This window comes from Corynebacterium sp. A21, from assembly GCF_052266655.1.
GTDB lineage: Bacteria > Actinomycetota > Actinomycetes > Mycobacteriales > Mycobacteriaceae > Corynebacterium.
This window is the reverse complement of record NZ_JBQPQY010000002.1, coordinates 206274-230979: the sequence shown is the minus strand read 5'-3', so window position 1 is coordinate 230979 and position 24706 is coordinate 206274. Positions and strand designations below refer to the sequence as shown.

19 protein-coding genes are annotated in these 24706 nt (G+C 63.1%); 9 read left to right on the top strand and 10 right to left on the bottom strand.

Annotated elements, in window-relative coordinates:
• Positions 1-66 precede the first annotated feature (66 nt).
• The 3 genes from ACTU46_RS05145 to ACTU46_RS05135 are packed head-to-tail and all read right to left on the bottom strand — an operon-like array spanning position 67 to position 3063.
• The gene (locus ACTU46_RS05145; protein WP_443380000.1) at positions 67-1197 is read right to left on the bottom strand and encodes an Mrp/NBP35 family ATP-binding protein; all 1131 of its coding nucleotides are present in this window, start codon (positions 1195-1197) and stop codon (positions 67-69) included.
• Entirely contained in the window at positions 1197-1787 is a 591-nt protein-coding gene (locus ACTU46_RS05140; protein WP_443379997.1) for a DUF1003 domain-containing protein, read from the bottom strand. Before ACTU46_RS05140 ends, ACTU46_RS05145 begins: the two co-directional genes overlap by 1 nt.
• The gene (locus ACTU46_RS05135; RefSeq protein ID WP_443379994.1) at positions 1780-3063 is read right to left on the bottom strand and encodes a magnesium transporter MgtE N-terminal domain-containing protein; all 1284 of its coding nucleotides are present in this window, start codon (positions 3061-3063) and stop codon (positions 1780-1782) included. The genes ACTU46_RS05140 and ACTU46_RS05135 overlap by 8 nt, the downstream gene beginning before the upstream one ends.
• A 105-nt stretch (positions 3064-3168) precedes the next feature.
• Here ACTU46_RS05135 and ACTU46_RS05130 point away from each other — a divergent pair, with 105 nt between their 5' ends.
• A complete protein-coding gene (locus tag ACTU46_RS05130) occupies positions 3169-3699 on the top strand; it encodes a general stress protein (protein WP_443379991.1) in 531 nt (176 codons plus the stop codon).
• 43 nt (positions 3700-3742) lie between these two features.
• Positions 3743-4453 (top strand): hypothetical protein, encoded by a 711-nt coding sequence (locus tag ACTU46_RS05125; protein ID WP_443379988.1) that lies wholly within the window; start codon positions 3743-3745, stop codon positions 4451-4453.
• 112 nt (positions 4454-4565) lie between these two features.
• On the opposite strand, the gene ACTU46_RS05120 is transcribed toward ACTU46_RS05125, so the two are convergent.
• The 4 genes from ACTU46_RS05120 to ACTU46_RS05105 form a co-directional block, all read right to left on the bottom strand.
• A complete protein-coding gene (locus tag ACTU46_RS05120; protein ID WP_443379985.1) occupies positions 4566-8291 on the bottom strand; it encodes a multifunctional oxoglutarate decarboxylase/oxoglutarate dehydrogenase thiamine pyrophosphate-binding subunit/dihydrolipoyllysine-residue succinyltransferase subunit in 3726 nt (1241 codons plus the stop codon).
• Positions 8292-8433: 142 nt separating this feature from the next.
• Complete coding sequence (locus tag ACTU46_RS05115) at positions 8434-12051, bottom strand: ABC transporter ATP-binding protein (protein ID WP_443379982.1); 3618 nt, start codon at positions 12049-12051, stop codon at positions 8434-8436.
• Positions 12052-12062: 11 nt separating this feature from the next.
• On the bottom strand, positions 12063-12860 hold the full coding sequence (locus tag ACTU46_RS05110) for a hypothetical protein (protein ID WP_443379979.1): 798 nt from the start codon (positions 12858-12860) through the stop codon (positions 12063-12065).
• Positions 12861-12869: 9 nt separating this feature from the next.
• Positions 12870-13691: a shikimate 5-dehydrogenase gene (locus tag ACTU46_RS05105; protein WP_443379976.1), complete on the bottom strand. Its 822-nt coding sequence runs from the start codon at positions 13689-13691 to the stop codon at positions 12870-12872.
• A 34-nt stretch (positions 13692-13725) separates the two neighbouring features.
• On the opposite strand from ACTU46_RS05105, the gene ACTU46_RS05100 reads away from it, so the two are divergent.
• Entirely contained in the window at positions 13726-15303 is a 1578-nt protein-coding gene (locus tag ACTU46_RS05100; protein WP_443379974.1) for a carboxylesterase/lipase family protein, read from the top strand.
• Between the two features lie 139 nt (positions 15304-15442).
• Positions 15443-16315: a hypothetical protein gene (locus ACTU46_RS05095; RefSeq protein ID WP_443379971.1), complete on the top strand. Its 873-nt coding sequence runs from the start codon at positions 15443-15445 to the stop codon at positions 16313-16315.
• Positions 16316-16398: 83 nt separating this feature from the next.
• On the opposite strand, the gene ACTU46_RS05090 is transcribed toward ACTU46_RS05095, so the two are convergent.
• Entirely contained in the window at positions 16399-16935 is a 537-nt protein-coding gene (locus ACTU46_RS05090; RefSeq protein ID WP_443379968.1) for a hypothetical protein, read from the bottom strand.
• A 130-nt stretch (positions 16936-17065) separates the two neighbouring features.
• Between ACTU46_RS05090 and ACTU46_RS05085 the strand changes: the two genes are divergently transcribed.
• Together ACTU46_RS05085 and ACTU46_RS05080 are read left to right on the top strand one after the other, a co-directional pair.
• Positions 17066-18319 carry an MFS transporter gene (locus ACTU46_RS05085; RefSeq protein WP_443379965.1) on the top strand — a complete coding sequence of 418 codons (1254 nt, stop codon included), beginning with the start codon at positions 17066-17068 and terminating at the stop codon, positions 18317-18319.
• Complete coding sequence (locus ACTU46_RS05080; RefSeq protein ID WP_443379962.1) at positions 18320-19690, top strand: DHA2 family efflux MFS transporter permease subunit; 1371 nt, start codon at positions 18320-18322, stop codon at positions 19688-19690.
• Between the two features lie 37 nt (positions 19691-19727).
• On the opposite strand, the gene ACTU46_RS05075 is transcribed toward ACTU46_RS05080, so the two are convergent.
• Both ACTU46_RS05075 and ACTU46_RS05070 read right to left on the bottom strand, forming a co-directional pair.
• Complete coding sequence (locus ACTU46_RS05075) at positions 19728-20111, bottom strand: hypothetical protein (protein WP_443379959.1); 384 nt, start codon at positions 20109-20111, stop codon at positions 19728-19730.
• A gap of 146 nt (positions 20112-20257) precedes the next feature.
• The gene (locus tag ACTU46_RS05070; RefSeq protein WP_443379956.1) at positions 20258-21421 is read right to left on the bottom strand and encodes an esterase-like activity of phytase family protein; all 1164 of its coding nucleotides are present in this window, start codon (positions 21419-21421) and stop codon (positions 20258-20260) included.
• A gap of 186 nt (positions 21422-21607) precedes the next feature.
• On the opposite strand from ACTU46_RS05070, the gene ACTU46_RS05065 reads away from it, so the two are divergent.
• The 3 genes from ACTU46_RS05065 to ACTU46_RS05055 all read left to right on the top strand — a co-directional run bounded on the left by ACTU46_RS05065 (position 21608) and on the right by ACTU46_RS05055 (position 24538).
• Positions 21608-22285 (top strand): YczE/YyaS/YitT family protein, encoded by a 678-nt coding sequence (locus tag ACTU46_RS05065; RefSeq protein WP_443379954.1) that lies wholly within the window; start codon positions 21608-21610, stop codon positions 22283-22285.
• A gap of 158 nt (positions 22286-22443) precedes the next feature.
• Positions 22444-22767 carry a helix-turn-helix domain-containing protein gene (locus tag ACTU46_RS05060; RefSeq protein ID WP_443379951.1) on the top strand — a complete coding sequence of 108 codons (324 nt, stop codon included), beginning with the start codon at positions 22444-22446 and terminating at the stop codon, positions 22765-22767.
• Between the two features lie 1081 nt (positions 22768-23848).
• Positions 23849-24538 carry a hypothetical protein gene (locus ACTU46_RS05055; protein ID WP_443379949.1) on the top strand — a complete coding sequence of 230 codons (690 nt, stop codon included), beginning with the start codon at positions 23849-23851 and terminating at the stop codon, positions 24536-24538.
• Positions 24539-24706 lie beyond the last annotated feature (168 nt).

Sequence of the window (24706 nt, the reverse complement as noted above, 5' to 3'; positions counted from 1 at the left end):
CTGACTGAGCTGGAAGCCGAGAAAGGGCCGGGATGAGAACTTCTCATCCCGGCCCTTTCCTGCCCACTAGTGGCGGGTGACACCCAGCCCCAGTGGCTTGCCCGCGAGGGAACTGCGACGCACCACCAATTTATCGGTGATGACCTTAATCGCCTGTGCGGTGGGGGAGTCCGGTTCGGAGAGGACGATCGGGGTGCCCTCATCACCGTGCTCGCGCAGCTTCGGATCCAACGGCACCTGGCCGAGTAGTGGAACCTCACCACCGGTCAGGACGGAGAGCCGCTCAGCGACGACCTCGCCGCCACCGCTACCGAAGATCTCCATGGTGGAGCCGTCCGGCATGATCATGGCACTCATATTCTCGATGACACCGGCCACGCGCTGGCGGGTCTGCTGGGTGATCGTACCGGCGCGCTCAGCGACGGTGGCCGCGGCAGACTGCGGGGTGGTCACGATCAGGAGTTCAGCGCTGGGGACCAGCTGTGCCACCGAGATGGCGACATCGCCGGTTCCCGGGGGCAGGTCCATGAAGAGGACATCCAGGTCGCCCCAGAAGACATCAGCCAGGAACTGCTGGATCGCACGGTGCAGCATCGGTCCACGCCAGACAACGGGGGCATTGCCCTCGACGAAATGGGCGATGGAGATGATCTTCACGCCATGGGCCATCGGCGGCATGATCATGTCATCGACCTGATGCGGGTTATCGGTGTTGCCGAGCATGTCGGGGATACTGTGGCCGTAGATGTCGGCATCGAGAATGCCCACGCGCAGACCACTGGCGGCCATGGCGGTGGCCAGGTTGACGGTCATCGAGGACTTACCGACGCCGCCCTTACCTGAGGCCACCGCGTAGACGCGGGTGGTGGAATCAGGGCGGGCGAAGGGGATCTCGGGCTGGGCGGCATCGCCGCGCAAGGAGGTGCGGAGCTCGCGTCGCTGTTCGTCGCTCATGACATCGGTGGTTACCGTGACGGTGCCGATGCCTTCGAGATCCTCGACCGCGGACTGCGTATTGGTGGTCAGGGTGGTTTTCATCGGGCAGGCGGCGATGGTGAGATAGATTTCCACCGCGACATCGGAACCGTTGACGGCGATGGATTTGACCATGCCGAGTTCGGTGATGGGCTTGCCGATTTCTGGATCCTCTACGCGGGACAGCGCGCTGCGGACAGCGGATTCAGTTACTTGAGACATCACTGATCCATTCTAGTACTTCGTTTCTTGAAGTCATCCTCGGCTAGCTCACCCTGAGTGGGGTCATGGAGATCAGCGGGGGAGCCCATCCGGTCCGCGGACTCATCATCGAGCTTGGCTTCGATGCGCTCCATCAGATTGCGCAGGTCATCCAGTTCGCGGCGCAGGTAGTCACGGGAGACGGTGTCCCCGATGGCCAGCCGGACACCGGCGAGTTCCCGGGCGAGGAATTCGGTGTCGGCCTTGGTCTCCTCTGAACGGCGGCGATCAGCGGAGATGGTGACCTTGTCCCGGTCCTCCTGACGGTTCTGGGCCAGCAGGATCAGCGGGGCGGCGTAGGCGGCCTGGGTGGAGAACGCCAGGTTGAGCAGAATGAAGGGATAAACGTCCCAGCTCCACCAGAAGCCGCCGATGTTCAGTGCGATCCAGACGATCACCATCACGGTCTGCCACATCAGGTACTGGCCGGTACCGAAGAATCGGGCGACCCGTTCCGCCGCCGCGCCCACTGCATCATCGTCGAAGGAGAAGAGCCGCTTTCGCTTGGCGGCGATCGGGGTACCCAGTTCATAGCGGTTGTAGTCAGCCATGGTTCACCTCCTGGCGAAAGCCGGTCTCGCGCCAGTCCTCCGGCAGCATGTGGTCGAGCAGGTCATCCACGGCAACTGCCCCGATGAGGTGGTTGTCCGCGTCGAGAACCGGTCCGCACACCAGGTTGTAGGTGGCGAAGTAGCGCGCGGCGGTCTCCTGGTCATCATCGGCGTAGAGCGGTGGCAGATCCGGGTCGAGGATACCGGCGATCAGGGTCGAAGGGGGTTCCCGCAGCAGCTTCTGCAGATGTACGCACCCCAGATACTTACCCGTCGGTGTGGCGGTCGGCGGACGAACCACGAAGATCAGGGAAGCCAGCGAGGTGGGCAGATCGGGATTTCGGGCATGAGCCAGAGCCTCAGCGACCGTGGTTTGTGGGGAGAGAATCAGTGGCTCCGGGGTCATCAACGCACCGACGGTATCGGGGCTGAAGCTCATCAGGCGACGCACCGGGGCGGACTCCTGCGGATCCATCAGATCCAGCAGTACCTCAGCCTTGGTGTCCGGTAGCTCACCGAGCAGATCGGCGGCATCATCCGGGTCCATCTCCTCGAGCACGTCCGCGGCACGTTCAATGCCCAGGGCCTCAATCAGCTCGGCCTGGTCATCATCGGGCAGCTCCTGGAGAATATCTGCCAGCCGCTCATCATTGAGCTCGGCGGCGACCTGCTCACGCTGTCGGCGGGGGAGATCACCGAGGGACTTGGCCACGTCCGCCGGACGCATGTCAGTGAAGCCGGCGATGATTTCGGCGGTGGAGTCGGTGACCCCGACACCTCCGGCGGTGACACCGTGGATATGGGACCAGGGAATGGTGAAGAGTTTGGGGCTGCGGCCGAACTTGGGGCGCTCGCCGAAGACCGCGACCCGGGAGATCACCCAGTCCCGGGTGCGGGTCCGTTCCAGCTCCACATCGGCGATCTCCACCGGGCGATCATGGAGCTGGGTGAACTCAGGATCATCGGTATGGACTTTGGTGCCCACCATGTCCTCCATGATGGAGAGCTCACCGGCCCTGGAATGGAAGGCGCGCAAGGAGACGGAACCGGAGACCAGATGGATGTCCCCGGGTTCGATCGCGGCGATGCGCAGCATGGGCAGGAAAATCCGGCGGTTGTTGACCAACTCGACCACCACTCCCAGCGCACGGGAGGAACGGCCATCGGGGCGGATGCTGACGACGACGTCACGGACCCGGCCGATCACATCGGTGTCGGGGCCGCGGACCTGCATGCCGCGAAGTCGACCAGCGTAGACACGGGTGACGGTACTCATGGTGTCGTATTCTACCGCCGGTGGAACTATCCACCTACCTGCCACGTTGTCACTAGGAAAGCCACATTGAACATGGCCAATGATAGGGAAAGTGAGTCAAGAGAAATGTCGACGAACACCGGCCGTAACAAGCGGGTAAATAGTGATCGCGCCACGCGCCGTCGCCCCGAGGGCTGGCCGGTAGGAAGCTTCGAGTCCTATGAGCAGGCCCAGCGGGCAGTGGATCTGCTCAGCGACCGGGAGTTCCCGGTGGATGAGCTGACCATCGTCGGCCTCAATCTCATGGAGGTCGAGCGGGTCACCGGCAGACTCACCTGGGGAAAGGTCATTCTCGGCGGTGCCGCCAGCGGTGCGTGGCTCGGTGTTTTCTTCGGACTGCTCATGGGTATTCTCGGCGGTGGTTTCCTGACCCCGATGATTATCGGTGTGGTGATGGGTGCCGTCTTCGGCATCGTGCTCACCGCCGTCCCCTACGGCTTCAGCGGTGGTCGTCGGGACTTCACCTCCCAGACCCAGATCGTCGCCAGCCGATATGATGTGCTCTGTGCTCCTGGCAATGCCAAGGAAGCCCGCGATGTCATCGCGGAGTCCGGGATCGCTGGGCCGGTCCAGCCGATCAGCTCCCGGAGTGAGTAATCTATCCGGGGTAAGAAACACCGGCTTTTCCAGGAGGAACCACATGCTGAAACACCGGAAGATCGGGGTGCTCGCAGCCAGCGGTACGCTCGCCCTGCTCCTGGGTGGTTGTGCCGCTGCGGAACCGGGAACTGCGCAGCAGGCCAGCGCAAACACCCTGGTCATTGCGGTGATCACTGATACCCCGGACTCCACCGAGCAAATGGTGCTCGGTGAGCTCTATCAGCGGGCGCTGGAGGAATCGGAGCGGGACGTGGTCATCGATGTCATAGCGGCCAACGAGAGCGAGCACGGGATCTCCCGGCTGGGGGACACCTTCTCTGATCTGACCATCGGCTGCACCGGCGACCTGCTGACCGCCTTCCACCCTGATCGGGCCCGCGAGATTGCGGCGGAAATTAAGGCGCATCCGGAACAGGATTTCCGCCAGGCCACCTATGAGGCGCTGATCGGTGCGCTGCCCGCGCATTTTGATGCCCCGGATCCCTCGCCCGCTGAGGGGTGTGGTGGGACGAAGCGGCATAATGGTCTGCCGGAGAATATTGTGCCGGTGTTTGAGAAGGACTCGATCGCCAGATCGGATCTGGAGGCACTGAACCAACTGGGGCGGTCCCTGTCCACCGAGGCCATCAGGATGATCGTCGATGAGGCCCGGGAACGGGGTTCGGTCTCCGGGGCGGTGGATGACTACTTCTCCGGCAGGGGTTCCTTCACCGGTGGCGGAGATGCGCGCCAGGAGCAGCAGGAAGCCTGAAAACCTGAATCTCTCGGCGGCGTCGAAAAGCAAGGCATAAAGAACGATGGCATGAAGAAATGGCCCTCAACTTCCTGGGAAGTTGAGGGCCATGTCTTATGGCTGAAGAGAATTACTTCTCGAAAGCCTCGTCAAGCAGCTTCTTCTGCTCGGCCTGGTGAACCTTCGACACGCCGGTGGCGGTGGAGGACTGGGCACGGCGGGAGACGCGGACCATCTTGGGCATATCCGGGATGAGGTCGCGCAGGTGCTCCTGGTAGAAGGGCCACGGACCCTGGTTGGCCGGCTCGTCCTGGACGAAGCGGATCTGCTCGGCGTTCGGGTAGGTCTCGAAAGCCTCGCGCAGCCGGTTGAAGGGGATCGGATGCAGCATCTCGATGCGGACGATAGCGACATCATCGCGGCCGTCCTTCTCGCGACGCTTCTCCAGCTCCCAGTACAGCTTGCCGGAGACCAACTGGATGGTCTTGACCTTCTCCGGGTTACCGATGATCTTGCCGTCACGGTCGACCTGGTTCGGGTCATTGATGACGGACTGGAACTTGGTGACCTCGGTGAAGTCTTCCACTGCGGAAGCAGCCGCCTTCATACGCAGCATGGACTTCGGGGTGAAGACGATCAGCGGGCGCTTCAGATCCGACATCGCGTGGCGACGCAGCAGGTGGAAGTGGTTGGCCGGGGTGGAGGGCTGAGCCACGGTCATGGAACCCTCGGCACAGAGCTGCAGGAAGCGCTCGATGCGTGCGGAGGAGTGGTCCGGACCCTGCCCCTCGTAGCCGTGCGGCAGCAGCAGCACGAGCTTGGAGGTTTGGCCCCACTTGGCTTCACCGGAGGAGACGTACTCGTCGATGATGGTCTGGGCGCCGTTGGCGAAGTCGCCGAACTGTGCCTCCCAGGCCACGAGGGCATCCTCGTTGGCCACGGAGTAGCCGTACTCGAAGCCCATGCCGGCGTACTCGGTCAGCGCGGAGTTGTAGACCAGGAACTTGCCGCCGTTGCCCTTCTGGTAGGCGAGCTCGTTCAGACCGTTGTACTCGTTGCCGTTGTTCGGGTCGAAGACCACGGCGTGGCGCTGGGTGAAGGTACCACGACGGGAATCCTCACCGGCCAGGCGGACGAGCCGGCCGGCGTTGGCCAGGGAACCGAAGGCGATGAGTTCGCCCCAGCCCCAGTCGATGCCACCCTCGCGGACAGCCTCGGCGCGCTTCTTGGCCACCGGGGCGACGCGGGAGTGCAGCTCGAAGTCATCGGGAACGTTGGCGTAGGCCTGACCGATCTCCAGGAGCTCCTCGCGGGTGATGTTGGTTTCCATGCCCAGCGGCAGTTCCTGGGAACCGGTGATGCCGGTCTGCTCCTGGACGGCCCGCTTCTCGGATTCCTTGACCTCGTTGAAGACGGACTCCATCTGGTCGTGGAAGTCCAGGGCCACCTTCTCGGCGTCCTCCACGGAAAGATCGCCACGGCCGATGAGATCCTCGGTGTAGTGGGCGCGAACGGTTTCCTTGTTGTTGATGATCTCGTACATCTTCGGCTGGGTCATGGAGGGGTCATCAGCCTCGTTGTGACCGCGGCGACGGTAGCAGATCATGTCGATGAAGACATCCTTGCCGAAGCGACGACGATATTCGGTGGCCAGCTGGCCAACCCAGACCACAGCCTCCGGGTCATCGCCGTTGACGTGGAAGACCGGGCAACCGAAGCCCTTGGCGATGTCGGTGGAGTAGTGCGAGGAACGGCCAGAATCCGGGGTGGTGGTGAAACCGATCTGGTTGTTGACCACGATGTGGATGGTGCCGCCGACGGTGAAGCCACGCAGCTGAGCCAGGTTGATGGTCTCGGGCACGATACCCAGGCCGGAGAAGGCGGCGTCGCCGTGGATCAGCAGCGGAACGACGGTGAAGCCGTCCTCGCCCTTGTCCAGCAGGTCCTGCTTGGCACGTGCGATGCCCTCCATGACCGGGTTGACGGCCTCGAGGTGGGAAGGGTTGGCGGTCAGGGAGACCTTGATCTCGCCGTCGCCGAACATCTGCAGGTGGGTGCCCTCGGAACCGAGGTGGTACTTCACGTCACCGGAGCCACCGATCTGGCCCTGTTCCATGTTGCCCTCGAACTCGTTGAAGATATTCGCGAGGGGCTTGCCGACGATGTTGAAGAGCACGTTCAGGCGACCACGGTGCGGCATACCGATGACGACCTCGTCCAGGCCCTGGCCGGCAGCGGTGTCGATGGCGGCATCCATCAGCGGGATCAGTGCCTCAGCACCCTCGAGGGAGAAGCGCTTCTGGCCGACGTACTTGGTCTGCAGGAAGTTCTCGAAGGCCTCAGCGGCATTGAGCTTCTGCAGGATGTACTTCTGCTCGGCACCGGTGGGCTTCGGGATGCCGGCCTCGATGCGGTCCTGCAGCCAGAGGCGCTCATCGCGGTCGAGGATGTGGGTGTACTCGGAGCCGACCTTGAGGGTGTAGGCCTGACGCAGGGTGGAGAGCACCTCGCGCAGGGTCATGGTCTCCTTGCCACCGAAGCCACCGACGTGGAAGCGGCGGTCGAGGTCCCAGAGGGTCAGCCCGTGGGTCTCCATCTCCAGGTCACGGTGGTCCGGAACCGGCATGCCGGGCTGGTGCCAGAGCAGCGGGTTGGTGTCGGCGATGAGGTGGCCGCGGCTGCGGTAGGCCTCGATCAGCTGCATGACCCGGGTGTTCTTGTCGATGCCGGTGTTGGGCAGGTCCTGCGCCCAGCGGATCGGGGTGTAGGGGATGTGCATCTCATCGAAGATGTGGTCCCAGAAGGCATTGTCGACCAGCAGCTGGCTGAGGGTGCGGAGGAACTCGCCGGACTCGGCGCCCTGGATCACGCGGTGATCGTAGGTGGCGGTCATGGTGACGAGCTTGCCCACACCCAGCTCTGCCAGGCGGTCTGCGGAAGCACCCTGGAACTCAGCCGGGTAGTCCATGGAACCGACGGCGATGATGGCGCCCTGGCCCTTGGTCAGTCGCGCCATGGAGTGGCGGGTACCGATGCCACCCGGGTTGGTCAGGGAGATGGTGACACCCTGGAAATCGTCCATCTTCAGCTTGCCGATACGGGCACGGTTGACGATGTCCTCGTAGGCCTCGATGAACTGGGCGAAGCCCATTGACTCGGTTTCCTTGATGGCGGCAGACACCAGGGAACGGGAGCCATCCTTCTGCGGCAGGTCAATGGCCAGACCGACATTGATGTGCTCCGGCTGAACGGCAGAGGGCTTGCCCTCGATGACGTCATAGGAGACATTCATGGCCGGGTGGGCCATGACTGCCTTGACCATGGCATAACCGATGATGTGGGTGAAGGAGATCTTGCCGCCGCGGGTCCGCTTGAGCTGGTCATTGACCATCGAGCGGTTCTCGAACATCAGGCGGGCCGGCATATCGCGCACCGAGGTGGCGGTCGGAATCTCGAGGGAGGCTTCCATGTTCTTGGCGATTGCCCGGAAGGCACCCTTGAGCGGAGCGGAGCCGGACTCCGGAGCGCTCTTGATATTGGCCAGCGGTGACTTGCTGATGGAATCCTTGGCCACGGCCTTCTTCTTCTCCACTGCCTGCTTAATGGTTTGACCGGATTCGCGGGCCTTGGTGGCCACCTTCGCCGGTTCCTTCTGTTTTTCTGCTTCTACGCCGAGACCCTTGGCCGGGGCGACTGTTTTCTGAGGCGCACCCTTCTGGATGGCCGTACTCGGCGCACCCTTGGTTTCGAAGAGCTCCCGCCATTCCCGGTCAACTGCCCCCGGGTCCTTCTGGAACTGCTGGAACATCTCGTCTACCAGCCACTGGTTCTGGCCGAAAGTACTAGCGCTGCTCACGGCAGGATCTCGCCTCATTTCCTTGATGAATTCTATTCAAAATCTTTTGTTGTCGTATTCCCTTAACAGGGTAACCGGTCTGCTCCCAAGGGCGAACACGCCTAGGGGGTCATTTACCACCCCCGACTGTAGCGAATCCTACTTATTGAGAATTCCACATCGCGGCATACAGTCCGCCAGCGTGAAGAAGCTTCAGGTGAGAACCGTCCTCGATGATACGCCCACGGTCGATCACCAGGATACGGTCGGCCCGGGCCGCGGTGGCCAGCCGGTGCGCGACGATGACCGAGGTGCGTCCCCGGGTGACGGCTGCCGAGGCATCGAGGACGGTGGCTTCGGTCGCCGGGTCCAGGGTGGCGGTGGCCTCATCGAGCAGTAGTACACCTGGTTCAATCAGTTCGGCCCGGGCGAGGGCGATGAGTTGGCGCTGGCCGGAGGACAACCCCTGGCCGCCTTCGCCCACGCGGTGGTGCAGGCCGTCAGGAAGCCGGGAGAGCGCCTCGAGGGCACCGACCCGGCGGATCACGGCGATGATCTCAGCCTCGGTGGCATCGGGTTTGCCATAGGCGATGTTCGCGGCGACGGTGCCGGGGAAGAGATGGGATTCCTGGGGGACGGAACCGATCGCGGCGCGCCAGTCCCGTAGCGGGAACTCCCGCAGGTCCGTGCCGCTGGCCCGCACGGCACCCGAGACCGGATCATAAAAGCGGGACAACAGCTTGACGACGGTCGATTTACCCGCGCCGGTGGGTCCCACCAGCGCCACGGTGGTGCCGGGCTCGATGCGCACATCCAGGCCCCTCGTCACTTCAGCGCCCTCATCGGTGTAGGCGAAGGTGACGTCCGAAAGCTCGATGATCCCGGTGGCCGCCCGGTGAGCGTTGGGGTTGGTTCCCCGGTCGGGGACCTCGGTTTCCTCGGCGAGCAGACCGCGGATGCGGCCCAAACCGACCGCAGCCTGCTGGTAGCTGTCGAAGATCTGACCGAGCTGCTGCAGTGGGCCGAAGAGCTGGCTGAGATACATCACGAAGGCGATCAGCACGCCCGTGCTGATCTGGCCATCGGTGACATGGGCGGCACCGACCCCCAACACCGCCGCCTGTGCCAGTTCGGAGACCGCACCGATACCGGGGAAGTAGATCGAGACCGCGGTCTGGGAGCGGACCCGCAGCTTCCGGTAGTGGTCTGATTCCGCAGTGAGCCGGGCGAAGGTGGCATCGGTCATGCCGTGCATCTGGGAGGTACGTAGTCCGTTGACCGCTTCGGCGAAGGTCGCGTTGACCTGGCTGACCTGTTCCCGGGCCTGGCTGTAGAGCTGGGAGGAGATCCGCCGGAAGATCAGCGTGGCCAGCAGGATCACCGGGATCGCGGCGAAGGCCACCAGTGCCAGTGGGGCATCGGTGTAGAGCAGCATCGCGATGATGCCGGCCAGGGTGGCCAGCGCGACGATGGCCTCGGCGAGTCCGGTCTGCAGGAAGGCACTGAGATTGTCGATGTCGGTGGTCATCCGGGTCAGGATGCGCCCGGACATGGTTGATTCGTAGTAGCTCATCGAGAGTCGCTGCAGGTGTGCGAAGCTGCGCAGTCGCAGACCGAAGAGCAGCCGCTCACCGGTGCGCGCGGTCAGGATGGTGCGCAGCCAGGCGGAGAGCCACCCTACCGCCACCACCGCCAGACCTGCTCCCGCCACCGGCCACAGGGCGGCGGGATCCTGCTCACCGACACCGCGGTCCACCGCCAGGCGCATCAGGGTGGGGAAGGCCAAGCCGGTGAGCACTCCCAGGGCGAGCAAGGCCACCACCGCCACCAGCAGCCACTTCACCTCCCGGAACAGCGCGGAGACCCGGAAAGCGCCGGTTTCCCGGCGGATGTGTTCGGCGTCGATCGCGGGTTGTTCGGTGGCCGGGGGCAGGGCGGCGATCCGGCGCGCCACCAACTCACTCGGGGCCTCCGGGTCCTCCCAGGTGACCCCGGGGAAAAGTTCCGTGCGGCTTTCCGGGTCATCGGTGCGGGTAGCCGGATCAAAGAGCCGGGCGAAACGATGGTTATCCGCCAGGGACGCCAGCGTTCCCTCAGCGACGGTGCGGCCCTCATCGATGACGATCACCCGTTCCGCCAGCCGCAGGGTGGATTGCCGGTGGGCGATGGCGATGACCGTGACATCCGCCAGGGCGCGGCGCAGATTGGCGGTGATCTCAGCTTCGGTGCGGGCATCGATGGCGGAGGTGGCATCATCGAGAATGATCACCCGGGGTTGCGCGAACAGTGCCCGGGCCAGGGCGATGCGTTGTCGCTGGCCGCCGGAGAGGGTCAGCCCGCGCTCCCCGATGACGGTGGCGTAGCCCTCCGCCAAGTCCTCGATGAACTCCGCGGCACAGGCCAGTCGGGCAGCCTCGGCGACCTCTTCCGCGGTGGCGGCGGCACCCATCGCGATATTGTCGTGGATACTCGCGGAGTAGAGGAAGGGCTCATCAAAGACGCAGATCACGGCCTTGCGGAGCGCATCGCGGGTGATCTCGTTGTAGTCGGTCTCCTGGCCGTCGCGGTCAACCAGCAGGATCCGGCCGGCATCCGGTTCGTGGAAACCGCCGAGCAGTTGTACCGCCAGGGATTTCCCGGCCCCCGTCGGGCCCACCACCCCGAGGGTTTCCCCGGGTGCGACCTGGAAATCAAGTCCCTGGAGGACCGGGCGGTCCGGGGTGGCGAACTCCACCTGCTCGAGCCGCAGACCCAGCGGGCCGGCGGGGAGCTCCCCGGGCTGATCCGGATCCCGGTGCTCGGGGCCGGCGGCGATCAATTCGCTGATGCGGTCGACGGAGGCCAGGCCGATCTGGAAACGCACCACCATTCCCGAGAGCATGCGGGTGATCGCGGTCAGCTGGGTGAGGTAGATGGAGAAGGCGAAGAAGGTGCCCACGGTGATCTCACCCTGGATGGCCAGCCAGCCGCCGAGGATGATGTTGACCACCAAGGCGATCTGGGGGAGTTCCTCCAGGAGTGGCTGGAAACGGGCGTTGAGGCGGGCCAGCCGCATCCGCCGGGCATAGAGATTGCGGCTGTGCTGCTCCAACCGGTCGGTCTCCCGCTCCTCCTGGGCGAAGGCCTTGACCACCCGGACGCCGGAGACATTCTGTTCCACCTGGCTCGCCAGATCAGCGGTCGCCTGCTGGGAATCCCAGGAGGCGGCGTAGAGCCGACCGCGGGCCCGGGCGGAGACCATCGCGATCACCGGGAGGAAGGCCAGTGCCATGAGGGTCAGCCAGGGGGAGATGGTGCCCATGATCACCACGATGAACACCAGCTTGACCAGACTGCCCACCGCCAGAGGGAGCATGGCCAGCAGTCCCTGGACCTGCCCGAGATCACTGATGGAGCGGGAAACCACCTGGCCGGTGCTGAGCCGGTCCTGCGCGGGGCCGTCGAGCCGCTGCAGGGACCCCAGGACATCCAGCCGCAACAGGTGCTGGATATCGATGGAGAGCTTGCCGGCGGTCATGCGACGGCCGAACTGAAAAGCGAAGCGGGACAGGGCGACGATCACCAGCACGATGATGATCGCGCGCAGTGGACTGAGACCGGGCAGCAGGGCGGCAGCCACGCCACCATCAGAGGATCCCACCGCCACATCAACGGCGTCGCGGGTCAGCAGCGGGATGGCCAGCTCGAAGCCGACCACCCCCAGCGTGGTCGCCAGAGCGAGGGCCGCGACGGCGCGCTTTCGTTGCAGCGCGCGCCCCAGCTGCCTCAGTCCTTCACTCACGCTGAGCGATATTACTTTCGGAAGCGCCGGAGGAAGGCGATCTTCGGTGCCTTGATCGAATTCTTCGCCGGCGCCGGGGCGGAAAACTGTGCCGGCGGGGCGCCCAGGGACTCCGCGGCGTTATTGATCACCTTTCCCGCCAATTTACGGTTGGCGATGCTGCCGATGACCGCGCCGATCCCGAAAGGCATGATCTTGCCCAGCCAGGACGCCCCCATCTTCTTGGTCACCTGCCGCAGCGCTATGCGCATCAGCCGGTTGTTGACCTCTCCCAGCCGGGCCACGGAGAAGCGGGAGATCGTGGAGACCGAAGGCAGTCCAACGGAGCCCTCCTTCATGTCACCGGCGAAGATATCGGTCAGCGCATTGCCCTTGGAACCCAGCAGCACCACCAGGATCAGGGCGCGGCGACGTTCCGGCTCAGTGATGTCCACCCCGCGCAGATAAGCCGAAGAGACGGTGTAGAAGGCGGCCGCATCGAGGAAGACCACAGACTCCGCGCTGATGGCCACCGCACCGGTGAGGAAACCGATGCCCGGAACCATGGCGGTGGCACCCACCCCGGCGCCGCTGCCGGTGGCCAGGTTGCGGAAATGCTTATCCATCAGCTGCTGGATCTGCGCCGGGGTGGCCTCCGGCTTCTGGGAGCGCAGGTAGTTCACATAGCGTTCGATGACCGAGGTCTGCATGCTCACTGCGCGGTCCATGACCTTGATCAGGGCGCGGCCACCTGCACCAGCGCTGCGTTCCAGCGCCTGCGGATCCGAACTGATTCCATCGGTGATGATCACATTGTTTTTGAGGGGCATGGCAAACCTCTATTCGTTGGTGACGTAGCTTGCAGTGGCATATTCCTCCGCCGCCGCAATATCTGCGGAGGAGGGGCGGACCCCGGTGTAGAGCTCAAACTGTGCGGCAGCCTGCAACGCGAGGACCTGCTCGCCGGTGATGGTCGGGATGCCCAGCCGGCGTGCGCTCTCGATCAAGGGAGTGCTGACCGGGTCAGCCACCACATCAAACACCAGGGCGGCCCGAGAAATTTCCGCATCGCTGAAGGAGCGTTCGTGTTCATTGCCCGCCGCCATGCCGATCGGGGTCACATTGACCAGCAGCTGCGCGTCCGCCGGAACCTCGGTGGAGAATTCCCAGCCGAAACGACGCGCCAGGGAGGCGCCGGTGACATGGTTGCGGGCCACAACGGTGCCGGACATGCCGTGATCACTCAGTGCGGCGACCACCGCATTGGCCATCCCACCCGAGCCCCGCACCGTCACCGACAGCTCGGCCGGGACCTCGCGGATCAGTTCCGCCACGGCGGTGTAATCGGTGTTGTAGCCGGTGAGATTGCCCCCCTCATTGACGATGGTATTGACCGAGCGGATGCGCTCGGCGGAGGGATCGAGGGCGTCGAGAAGCGGGATGACCTGCTCCTTGAAAGGCATGGAGACCCCGGCACCACGGATATCGAGCCCACGGATACCCGCCACCGCGGCGGTGATGTCCAGCGGGGCGACCGCCTTATAGAGGAAGTTCAGCTCGTACTTGGCGTAGAGCCAGTTGTGGAAGCGCACCCCGTGGTTTCCGGGCCTCGCAGCCAGGGAAATACAGAGGGTGGTTTCGCGATCGACAAAATTGACCATGACTACCACCCTAAACACAACTACCGTAGATGGTATGAACGACAGGTCTTTTTCCACGGCTCCGGTCGCTGCGACGACCTCCGGATACGTGCGCGGCGCTGTTGACCGGGAATTGGGGATCCGCACCTGGAAGGGAGTTCCCTTCGGTGAGGACACCTCCGGCAACAACCGATTTCGCGCCCCGCGCCCAGCCCCCGGCTGGTACGGCGTACGTGACTGCACCAGCTACGGCCCACCCGCACCTCAACCCGTCTACTCCTGGACCGACCGGATCATCGGCAGTGAAGACTGTCTCCACCTCGACATCGTCCGCCCTGATACCGAGGAGGAACTCCCCGTGGTGGTCTACTTCCACGGTGGCTCCTTCATCATGGGTTCTTCCCATGAGCAGATGCTCCGCGGTTTTCACCTGGCCACCAGAATGAACGTGGTCTACGTGTCCGTGAATTTCCGCCTCGGCACACTCGGCTACCTGGACATGCGCAGCATCGGTGATGACTGCGTGGCCACCCCGGCACTGCGCGACCAACTACTCTCCCTGCAGTGGGTGCATGAGAACATCGACAGCTTCGGCGGGGATCCGGACAATGTCACCATCATGGGTGAATCCGCCGGCGGCGCCTCGGTGATCACGCTGATGTGCGTGCCCGCGGCGAAGGGCCTCTACCACCGGGCGATCGCCCAGTCCCCGCCGATCGCCATGCTGCACTCCACCGCGCAATCCACCCTCTGGGCCCGGGAACTGGTGTTCAATATGGCCCACCCGCGGCAGACCACCCTTAACTCGCTGCGCCAGGAATCGGCCGCCGACCTGGTGCGCGCCGGGCAATCCATGATGTGGGGCACGGGGGAGCTGATCCACCTCAATCCCTGCTTCAGTCCGACCGTTGACGGCGACACCCTGCCCGCGCATCCGCTGAGCGTGTTCGACATCGGGGAGCAGGGGCAGGTGCCGCTGCTGATCGGCACCAACCATGATGAAACCAGTTTCGGCAAGTTCTTCTACCTCCGCAGCTCGGCGCGGAGCCGCGCGGCGCTGCGGCTACTCTCCGCCTTCGATCCGGTCAACGCCGGCCAGGTCCTGGACGCCTACGGTGGCGCCGTCGCCCGCCCCGACTTCGCGGAATTGCTTGCCGACGCCATCTTCTGGGCGCCCGCGGTCCGGCTCGCGGGGGACCACTCCCGGGCCAACCACACCTGGATGTACCGCTTCGACTACGCCCCGCCCGCGCTGCGTTGGCTGGGACTCGGCGCCATGCACTCGCTGGAGCTCTCGGCCATCTACGGCGACCCCGCCTCCTCCCGCACCCGTGGTCTCTCGCGGTGGGGTGGGCTCGACGGACTGGATGAGCTGACCGAGACGATGCAGGACCACTGGGCGCATTTCATCCACCACGGCAACCCCGGGGAGGACTGGCAGGACTATCACACCAGTGCCTCCGAGGACCCCGGGCGGGCGACCAAGATTTTCGACATCAACCCTCAGCTGGAGTTCGATCCCAAGGCCACGCAACGCCGGGCCTGGCGAGACTACGACATGCTCGAATGGGGTAATGGCAGGCCCGAATTACTGCAGGAACTGGGCTTGGTGGATGAGTCCCCCTGGGAGTAGCTCCGGGCCCCGGTGCAAAATTTCCGCCGGCTTAAGCCAGAATTGCTGGGCAGCGAGCGGCTGACCCCGCTAGGCTTGGGACGGATCGTCACAGTCTGTGGCGAGCACTCATCACGTTTCGTTGGAAGGTTTGCCGGACATGAGCTTTTTCGAGGACATCGCGGCGGCCCTGGATGCCGATGGCATCGAGTCCCGCGTCAATGACGACACCATGTTTGTTCCGATCACCTCTGACCTGGAGATCCAGTTCGTAGAGATCGACGCCCTTCTTCCGGCTGCAAATGTCTACATCGCCGCAGCGGATGTGGATGAGGACGACGAGGACTTTGAGGCCGTGCTGGTCTCCGTCGTGTTCAGCGTCGAAGGCGCAGTGGAGACCGTCGCCCGACACGTGGCTACCGACCAGGTGATCACCGTTCTGCGTGATCTGCTGGAAGGCACTGATGAGCGGATCGGCGAGCTGGAATTCTACCAGGACGCCCTCAACGCCAACCTGGTCCGCGCGGAGGTTGGCTCGAACTCCGAGCTCCAGGTGCTGATTGAGGTACTCGACGGTGTCCCCACCGCCGAGGTCACCTTCGTCGCCATCGGTGAGAGCTTTGAGGACCTGGTCGACCAGGCCATCTCCGAGCTCTGGGAGTCCGATGGCGAGGCGATGCTCACCGACGAGGACCGTCAGAAGATGTTCGCCGAGCTCTCCAATGACATCGAGCTGGAGACCGACGAGATCCTCGACCTGGGTACCTTCATCGACTTCGACCGACTCTTCGACATCCTCTCCCTGGCCGCCGATCAGGCCGAGGACTGGGAGCAGCAGTTGGTCCCCTTCGAAGATGAGGAGTTCGACGAGCCCGAGGTCTACGATATCTTCGGCGAGGACGACCTCGACGATGAAGACGAAGACGATGATGATGACTTCGACGAGGATGAGGACGATTCCTTCGAAGACGCTGATGAGGATGCTGAAGACTCCGAGGTGGTGGCAGTGGAGACTGCCGAAGCCAAGAAGTAGAACCTTCCGCTAGTCTGCTGAAGCTGTCGCGCCCTGGAGGCGCGGCAGCTTTGTGCTTTCCTGGGACGCGTTTTCTGGGGCAGCTAAGCCGCATCCGCCATTCCCGCGAACAGCGAGGACGGGGAGTTCACCGGCTGGTAGTGACTGTCCACCAGCCAGCAGTAGGTCGGTGCCGGCCCACCCTCGATCTCATGGACGGCATCGATCAGCTCTTCTGAGACGAGTGCCCGGATCCAGGCTTCTGCAATACGCCGTTCGGGAGCACCTCCCTTGGGATCGGTGAGCCGGGCCGAGATGACGTAGGCCGGCTCCCGGGTTTCCCCGAAGCTACGGACCCGGGCTTTGGCGCGTGGCCCCACCCGGTGCCGGGTCAGCGTGGCGGTGAGATCATCACCACCGTGCACCGCCGGCAGGTGTTTGGACGGTGGTCGCCAGGTGGGCAGGGGTCTGGCCAGGGAACGCGGGTGGTGCAGGATCGAGTGAAGCGCCTGGAGTGTCGGGGCCTCATCCTGCCGGATCTGCTGAGCCAGGTCGGCCGGAGTGAGCGGGGCCCGGGAGGAATGGAGGGAAGCGGAGAAGCGGGAGAAGGAGCGCTTGCGGGAGTTCGGTACTTTCAACATGGCCTGAATCCTAGAAGCTCGTGCGAACATGCATACGAACAAATGATAGAACAACTGTTCGAATCATTCAAGTGGGCGGGAGCCGCAGCAATGGCCACTTGCGGGGCAACGGGCTAGCCTAATTAGTAACATGATGAAGGATCAACTAAATACGCAGCCGGGTACCGGTGAGCGCGTGGCCCCCGTGCCCAAGATTCCCACTGAGATCTGGGTACTGATTTCCGCTGCTTTCATTATCGCGATCGGCTATGGCCTGGTCGCCCCGATTATCCCGCAGTTCGCCCAGACCTTTGATGTCGGCATGGCTGCCGCCGGCGCAGTGGTATCCATCTTCGCTTTGAGTCGACTGCTTTTCGCTCCAGTCTCCGGCCAGCTCATCGACAAGCTCGGCTCCCGGAAGGTCTACCTCACCGGCTTGATGACGGTCGCGGTGACCACCGGCCTGGTGGCCTTCGCCCAGGAGTACTGGCATATTCTGCTGCTACGCGGTCTCGGCGGTATTGGTTCGACGATGTTCACCGTCTCCGCCATGGGCCTGGTGGTGCGGATGTCCCCGCCGGCCATCCGTGGCAAGGCCTCGAGCGCCTATGCCTCGGCCTTCCTCCTCGGCAATATCATCGGCCCGGTGGTCGGCGCCGCCCTGTCGATGCTGGGCATGCGCATCCCCTTCGCCATCTACGGCGCTTCGGTGGCTCTGGCGGCCTTCGTCGTCTGGTGGAAGATGCCCAAGATGGACGCCGCTACCGAGCGCAAGGGGGACACTGAACCCCCGCTGCGCTTCATGGAGGCCTTCCGGGACTCGGCCTACCGCAGTGCCCTGGTCGGGGCCTTCGCCAATGGTTGGTCGAACTTCGGTGTCCGGGTGGCCACGCTGCCGCTCTTCGCCGCGGCCATCTTCGAACATGGTGGTGCCACCGCTGGTTTAGCCATGGCCACCTTCGCCGTCGGTAATGCAATCTCGCTGCAGTTCGCCGGCACATTGTCAGACAAGATCGGGCGCAAACCGCTGATCATCTCGGGCTTGGTGATCAATGCGATCTTCACCGGTGCCATGGGCTTCGCCACCGGCTTCTGGCCGTTGTTGATCATCTCGGCGGCCGCCGGTTTCGGTGCCGGCATGCTCAACCCGGCGCAGCAGGCCAGCCTGGCCGATGTCATCGGTTCCAAGCGCTCCGGCGGCAAGGTGCTGGCCAATTTCCAGATGGCGCAGGACTTCGGCGCGATCACCGGCCCGATTCTGGTCGGCATGATCGCAGAGACCATGGGCTTCAAATACGGCTTCCTGCTCTGTGGCGTCATCGGCCTGCTGGCTGCGGCGTTCTGGGCCTTCGGCCGTGAAACCGTGGACCGGAAAGAGATGCATAATCCGGAAAGGGTTGATTAAATGACCGGCAAGATCAGTACCACCCCGATTCCGGAGAAACAGGCCTGGCGGGCGCTTGCCGCGCTCTGCATCGGTCTCTTTGTCACGCTGCTGGATCAGTCCCTGGTGGCGGTTTCCCTGCCCCGGATCCGCGAGGAGTTCGACGCCAGCATCAACCAGGTGGTCTGGGTTTCCGCGATCTACCTGTTGACCTTCGCGGTCCCGCTGCTGATCACCGGCCGACTGGGGGACCGCTTCGGCCAGCGCAATGTCTACCTGGTGGGCATGGCGATCTTCACCCTCGCGGCCTTCGCCTGCTCCCAGGCACCCAGCATTGAGGTCCTGATCATGCTCCGCGCGCTACAGGGGCTCGGTGGCTCATTGATCAACCCGCAGCCACTGAGCATCATCCACCGGATCTTCGCCCATCACCGCCGTGGCACCGCCACCGGGGTGTGGAGCGCGGTGGCCAGCTCGGCGGGACTGTTCGGGCCGGTTATCGGCGGTGTGCTGGTGGGAACGGTCGGCTGGCGCTGGGTCTTTTTCGTCTATGTCCCGCTCGGCCTGATCTCGCTGATCATGGTCGCCCGCTACGTCCCGAAACTGCCCACCGGCACCGGAAAGATCGATCTGCTCAGCGGCCTGGTCTCCCTGATCGCCGTGCTGGCGGTCGTCTTCTCCCTCCAGCAGGGCCCTGAGGTGGGCTGGAGCTGGTGGCTCTGGGTGATTCTCGCGATCGGCATCCTCGCCATCGTCTTCTTCATCCGTCTCCAGAAGCGCAAGGGCAAGGACGCGCTCGTCCCGCTCGAGCTCTTCCGTAACCGCAACTTCAGCCTCGGTGTCTTCGCCGTCGCGATGCTCGGCTTCACCGTCTACTCCGTGAACCTGCCCATCATGCTCTACCTCCAGGTCGGCCAGGGCATGTCCGCGGAATATGCCGGCCTCATGCTCGTGCCCATGGGGGTGATCTCCGTGTTCATGGCCCCGATCATCGGCCGTATCACCGACAAGGTTGCGCCGGGCCTGATCTCCCAGATCGGCTTCGGTGCGATGATCGCGGCGATGAGCATTTTCGGCATCATGATGCACCTGGAGGTCTCACCCGCCTGGCTGCTGGTCTCGATCCTGCTGCTCGGCTTCGCCAACTCCATGTGCTGGGCGCCGAACTCGACGATCTCCATGCGTGACCTGCCGCCGGATCTCGTCGGTGCGGGCTCCGGTGTCTACAACACCTCCCGCCAGGTCGGTGCGGTACTCGGCGCGGCGGCCCTCGGCGCGGTGATGCAGATGGGCGTGAACTCGATCAGCTTCGGTGCGGCGATGGGAAACGCCCTACTCCTGCCGGTGGTGTTCCTGGTGGCAGGTCTGATCGCGGTTTCGCGGTTCAAGTAGGGCGCTTATCGACGGCCGTGCCGTCCGAGGACTGGGGTCAGGCGGCGGCTTCGGCCGCTGCGGCATCCTTCCACCGGCGTGCGGTGATGAAGGACCGTACCCCGACGATGACATAGATGATCAGCAGTACGAAAGTGATGGCGCTGACGATCACGGCAGCTGGACGTTCCGCAGTGCCAGCGAAGACATCACCCAACTGGATCACGTTCATGAAGGTCCCGAGGATGCCCAGAATCGCGACGACCAGGGCAATGTGGATGCCGATCTTCGGGTTCTTCAGGCCGATCAATCCGCAGATCAGGACGACGGCGCCGAGGATCGCCGGGATCAGCGCGGTCCAGCTGACAAAAGAGGTGGCGATGTACGCGATGACCCCGAGTGCGATGAGGATGACGCCGAGGCCGATGGTGGTGCGAGGCATGGTGCTCCTTGGAGAAGGTATTTTCAGAGGAAAAACATTGCTTAGGCTAAGCAATTCCTCATCAACGCTACCAACAAGCAGAGCAAAACTAAGACCCTGAGCGGCTGAATCACTCCAGCCATCCAGGGTCTCCGGGGCTACCCGGGCTACCTTAGGTCCACGGCCACCGTGTGCAGGAGGGTGCGCTGGGTGGCGTTGAAGTTGTCATCGCTGATCACCAGCAGGGAGCGGCGGCCGTCCTCAAGCTGCGGTCCCCAGGCCAGGCCCTCGACGTTCTCGGGGTGCTCGGCGTTGTCATCGAAACTGAAGAGCAGCTCCTTGGTGGCGGGGGTCTCCTCCCCGGTCAGTGCCGGGGTGTCCAGGATGTCGGTGGCACCGTCCAGGGTGATCCGGTAGAGCTCGGCGCGGTTGCCCTCCTCCGGGATGAAGCCGCGTTCCAGGACGATGAAGCTGCCGTCCCCGACCGCGAGGATCTCGGCCATGCCGCGGTCGGTGGCGCCGGGGTACTTCGGTCCCACCTCCACCGCGTACTCGGCGGTGGGGTTTCCGGTGGCCAGGTCAAAGGTGGTCAGGCGGACCGTCGCGCCTTCTTCCTCGGTGTTGGCGGGGCCATCCTGCTGGAGGGCGCCCTCGTTCAGGGTGATGGCAGTCAGACCATCGGCGGACAGGGTCAGACCCTCATTGGCGTTATTGTGGCGGATACCGGTGGTCAGCTCGGCATCCGGGGTGTGGTGCGCCGGAACTGCCAACTCATCGATGGCCCGGCCAGTGGGGTCGGAGATGACCACCTGGGGTGCCCGGAAGTCGCCCTCGCGGGCGAAACCCTCGGTGGTCCAGAGCAGGTTGCCGTCGGGGAGCACACGCAGGGACTCGGGGTCCACCGCAAGCTCGGCGAAGGGCTGGCCCTGGGCATCGGTCAGCTCAATGATGTCGGTGATGGTGGCAGCGGAAACCGCTCCCTGCTCATCGAAAGTGATGTCGAGGTGGTAGGCGCGCGCCGGGCCACGCTGGGCCGGGTCGTCGGAGATGGCGATGTAGTGAGATCCTGCCACGTGCTCGATGCCGGAGAGACCGCCCAGGGGTGCGGCGGCCAGGCGCTCGTCGAGGTCTGTCTCCCAGGTGGCTTCGCTCAGATCCAGGTACCCGAGGTATTCGGTGACGGGCGCAGCGTCAGTGGAGCTGCCGGGGAACTGCAGGGAGCTTGAGGAGTGGAGCAGCTCCGAGCTGAGAGCGGCGGCGGGGCCGGCAGCAAGCGGAAGTGCGGTGGCGGTCAGGATCAGGGCGGTGCCGATGCGGCGGTTCAGGTTCATGGAACCGAGAGTGCCCGGCAATGGTGTCACTTAGGGGATCTTCAGGTGGCCCAGTGGTGAGCGCGGGTTGAACTTCCGGGCGCTTATCGACGCTCCCGGCATCCAGGCGTGGGTCGCAAGCGCTCGGGACGTCCTACCTCCTCACCTCAGCCCCAAATCTTCCCTCGTAAGGTAGAACTAAACTCTATGCCCGCAGACGAAACTTCGATGGATCCCGCCCAGCGCTACAGCACCTCAACCAGGTGGGTGCTGTTCTTTCTCGGGGTGTGGGTGATGACGGTCGGCATCGCCCTGACGGTCCACGCGGAGCTGGGTACCACCCCGATCTCCACGGTCCCGGCTGCCATCGCCGCTGCCACACCGTTGTCCTTCGGGGTGATCACCATCCTGTTGAGTCTGGTCTTTATCCTGGCTCAGGTGCTCATCCTGCGGCGGCGATTTGCGCTGTTCCAGTTCTGGCAGCTCCTGGTGGCGTTCATCTTCGGTGCGCTCTGCGATCTCTCGCTGGCCATGACCTCATTTATTCAGCCGGGCAATTATCTGCTGCAGTGGGTCGTGGTGATTCTCGGTGCGGTGCTGGTATCGGTGGGCGTCTTCCTGCAGATCCTTCCCCGGATTCTGTACGCCCCAGGGGAGGGGATCGTCGTGGCAATCGCGCTGGCCTCGGGCTGGCGCTTCGGTACCGTCAAGCAGTGTTTCGACTGGTCGCTGGTGGTCATCGCGATCATCATCTCCCTGATGTTCGTCGGGGAGCTGGCTGGGGTGCGCGAAGGCACCGTCTTCGCGGCCTTCGCCGTGGGTGGGCTGACCAAGGTCTATCAGCGTGTCTACGATGCTGGACTCCGACGCCGCAGGTTTCTTTAGAACCGCAGGTCCAGAGAGGGCGCTTATCGACGCCCGCGCCACCCCGGGGAGGGCCGCGGGTTCCGGCTGCCTCAGATCGACCCTGGCGGATATGGGATGGAAGCCAGTAGTACTTCGTTAGCTTTTGTGGGTGGGGCCCATCGGCGTAATGTCCGATTATGGGCACGACAACCACCCTCCACACCCCAGATGACCTGCGCACTTTCGTCGCGGAGGTCTTCGCCTCCCTGGCCGAATTTGAGCGCGATCTCATTCGGGAGCGGACCAACGCTGGTCTTGAAGCAGCGCGGGCGAGGGACCGGCCACCACTACTGAGCGGAGACAAGCTGCGCACCGCGCGGCAACTCTACGAGCAAAAGGACATGACCGTCGCCCAGATCGGTGAGGTCTTGGGAGTGAGTCGAATCACCGTCTACCGCGCGCTGCGCCGAGAATCCGGGGCGCTGCCGACACGGAAGCAAACATCTACCAAGACCGCATAACGGACCCACCCGGGTAGCGACGCCATATGAAGCTGCGGGAAAGCCCCCAAACGAAGCTGCGAGTCACACATTAATGTGACACGATTTTCCGCATGACTCAGTTTTCTTACTGGCTTGTCACCGATCCGGCCGGAAAGGGTGCCCTTTCACGTATGGGCGTCTGTCTTTGAGTGGAGGAGAATTCTGAACTTTTGAGTTGCCGTTGCAAACCCGCTTTTGGGGCCAAATTGGTGGAACCGCCACCTATCGTGCGCTACATGCTAATGAATAGAGAGTAATCCGAAACCTCTATTTGCAACAGCACCGCATAACTGCGGGCACACCGGCGGTTATGCCTGGGCGGTGGCCACCAGGCCCCACTGGTGGGGAGGCGATATCCAGCACGATTTCGGCAGCCTTCACGATCTTCATTATTCAATAATTACGCATTTAGATACTTTTGAAGCTATGCCTGGCCCATGCCGATGTAGGAATATCTTTCTCCGATACTTGCGAAGGAGCCATAATCTTGTTGCAAAGCCGGCGGACTTTAAGGCCCCAGTTCCCGGGAAATGGGACGCTCGTAGCCAACCCTTCCGAGAGATCATCGACTCAGGCCAGGCTGTTCCGGTTCCCATCCCCCCACCCATCGCTTGGGCGGTCAGCTGCAGAAAGTGAACCGTTAAAGGGGGACTGAATTCTCTCCGTTAATTTTTCGCTCCTATAACTTTATAGGTGCTGTTGCAAACTTGGGATTCTAAGACATTGATGTGAAATCCCGAGTTTGCAAAAACACTATGGAAGTCGCGTCCTGGGAAACGTTTCAAACCCTATTCGATTACGAAACAGTCCAAAAGTCTTTTCGGGATTGACACTAGTGGTCCGCATGCGGGATGCTGCCTATAGTTAGCTCCACAAAATAAATCATGTTGCTATTATCTCCTTAATTCCTGTGGGGATCGGAAAAGCGAAAGCTTAAAGAAATATTTTCGCAAACATGGGGCTTTAAAGCTCAGAGAATACTTCCTTAACTTTGTTCTGTTCTTCTTCTGCAAAATCTTTTCCCCAAAAGAGTATTTCCCAACGACATCCAGAAAAGGAGATGGGCAACATGGGATTCAAATTGCGTCTGCGTGAGGTCTACGCCAAGGACGAAACAAACACGCTTGGCACGGAATGGGGTTCCGACGAGATTTACGTCGGCGGTGCCGGCCTGGAACTCAGAGGAACTGCCAACCCGTGGGTACATAAGATTGAGCCCTTCAAGGTGGGATCGTTCGACGACGGCGACCGGAAAACATACAGTCCTCCACGCGAACTGGCGGACTTCGGGCTCGGCTCCAGCGTCTTCCCAAAGGGAATTATGATGATTCTCTTCCTCGCAGAGCGTGACGGCGGAGATGACATCAAGAAGGCGTACCAGAAACTCTGCGAAAAGTTCGAAGGGCTCTCGAAAGAGCTGAAAACAGACATGGCTGCCGACGCTGAACCTGAGAGCGAGATCGAACAGAAGATGAACTGGATTCGCTACCTCGAGAAGGCAGGGGAAGCCGCGAACTTCGTCTACAACCACTGGAAGGGCGATGAGATGTTCCCGCCTCAGCAGGTGAATGCGGTCATCGAATCCGAGCAGCATCGTTGGAACGGCGAACAGGTCAGCCGTGAAGAAGTTCTGCACTATCAGGGGCACGGTGGCCACTACATTCTGAAATACGACTGGGCGGCGCCAGCGGCATCCTCGAGAGTCCGCATGCACGAAGGACGATTCTTCGGTCTGGAGCGGCGAGTTTGAGAGACCATTGCAGATGACGATGTAGCGCGGGGCGGCACGTCGATGCCCGTGTGGGGGCCGACGTGCCCTTGCCTGTCCTCACGCTCGCCACACCCTCGATTGGGTGCTGTTACAAACTTCGAGAGGGGAGCCGAGAAGGCTCCCTTTTTATCGCGTGATCAGCGCTAT

Coding starts and splice junctions, on each gene's coding strand:
- ACTU46_RS05140 (WP_443379997.1), bottom strand. CDS start 1,787: ATGGCTGACTACAACCGCTATGAACTGGGTACCCCGATCGCCGCCAAG.
- ACTU46_RS05130 (WP_443379991.1), top strand. CDS start 3,169: ATGTCGACGAACACCGGCCGTAACAAGCGGGTAAATAGTGATCGCGCC.
- ACTU46_RS05060 (WP_443379951.1), top strand. CDS start 22,444: ATGGGCACGACAACCACCCTCCACACCCCAGATGACCTGCGCACTTTC.
- ACTU46_RS05095 (WP_443379971.1), top strand. CDS start 15,443: ATGAGCTTTTTCGAGGACATCGCGGCGGCCCTGGATGCCGATGGCATC.
- ACTU46_RS05090 (WP_443379968.1), bottom strand. CDS start 16,935: ATGTTGAAAGTACCGAACTCCCGCAAGCGCTCCTTCTCCCGCTTCTCC.
- ACTU46_RS05100 (WP_443379974.1), top strand. CDS start 13,726: ATGAACGACAGGTCTTTTTCCACGGCTCCGGTCGCTGCGACGACCTCC.
- ACTU46_RS05105 (WP_443379976.1), bottom strand. CDS start 13,691: ATGGTCAATTTTGTCGATCGCGAAACCACCCTCTGTATTTCCCTGGCT.
- ACTU46_RS05055 (WP_443379949.1), top strand. CDS start 23,849: ATGGGCAACATGGGATTCAAATTGCGTCTGCGTGAGGTCTACGCCAAG.
- ACTU46_RS05065 (WP_443379954.1), top strand. CDS start 21,608: ATGCCCGCAGACGAAACTTCGATGGATCCCGCCCAGCGCTACAGCACC.
- ACTU46_RS05145 (WP_443380000.1), bottom strand. CDS start 1,197: ATGTCTCAAGTAACTGAATCCGCTGTCCGCAGCGCGCTGTCCCGCGTA.
- ACTU46_RS05070 (WP_443379956.1), bottom strand. CDS start 21,421: ATGAACCTGAACCGCCGCATCGGCACCGCCCTGATCCTGACCGCCACC.
- ACTU46_RS05135 (WP_443379994.1), bottom strand. CDS start 3,063: ATGAGTACCGTCACCCGTGTCTACGCTGGTCGACTTCGCGGCATGCAG.
- ACTU46_RS05085 (WP_443379965.1), top strand. CDS start 17,066: ATGATGAAGGATCAACTAAATACGCAGCCGGGTACCGGTGAGCGCGTG.
- ACTU46_RS05125 (WP_443379988.1), top strand. CDS start 3,743: ATGCTGAAACACCGGAAGATCGGGGTGCTCGCAGCCAGCGGTACGCTC.
- ACTU46_RS05110 (WP_443379979.1), bottom strand. CDS start 12,860: ATGCCCCTCAAAAACAATGTGATCATCACCGATGGAATCAGTTCGGAT.
- ACTU46_RS05075 (WP_443379959.1), bottom strand. CDS start 20,111: ATGCCTCGCACCACCATCGGCCTCGGCGTCATCCTCATCGCACTCGGG.
- ACTU46_RS05080 (WP_443379962.1), top strand. CDS start 18,320: ATGACCGGCAAGATCAGTACCACCCCGATTCCGGAGAAACAGGCCTGG.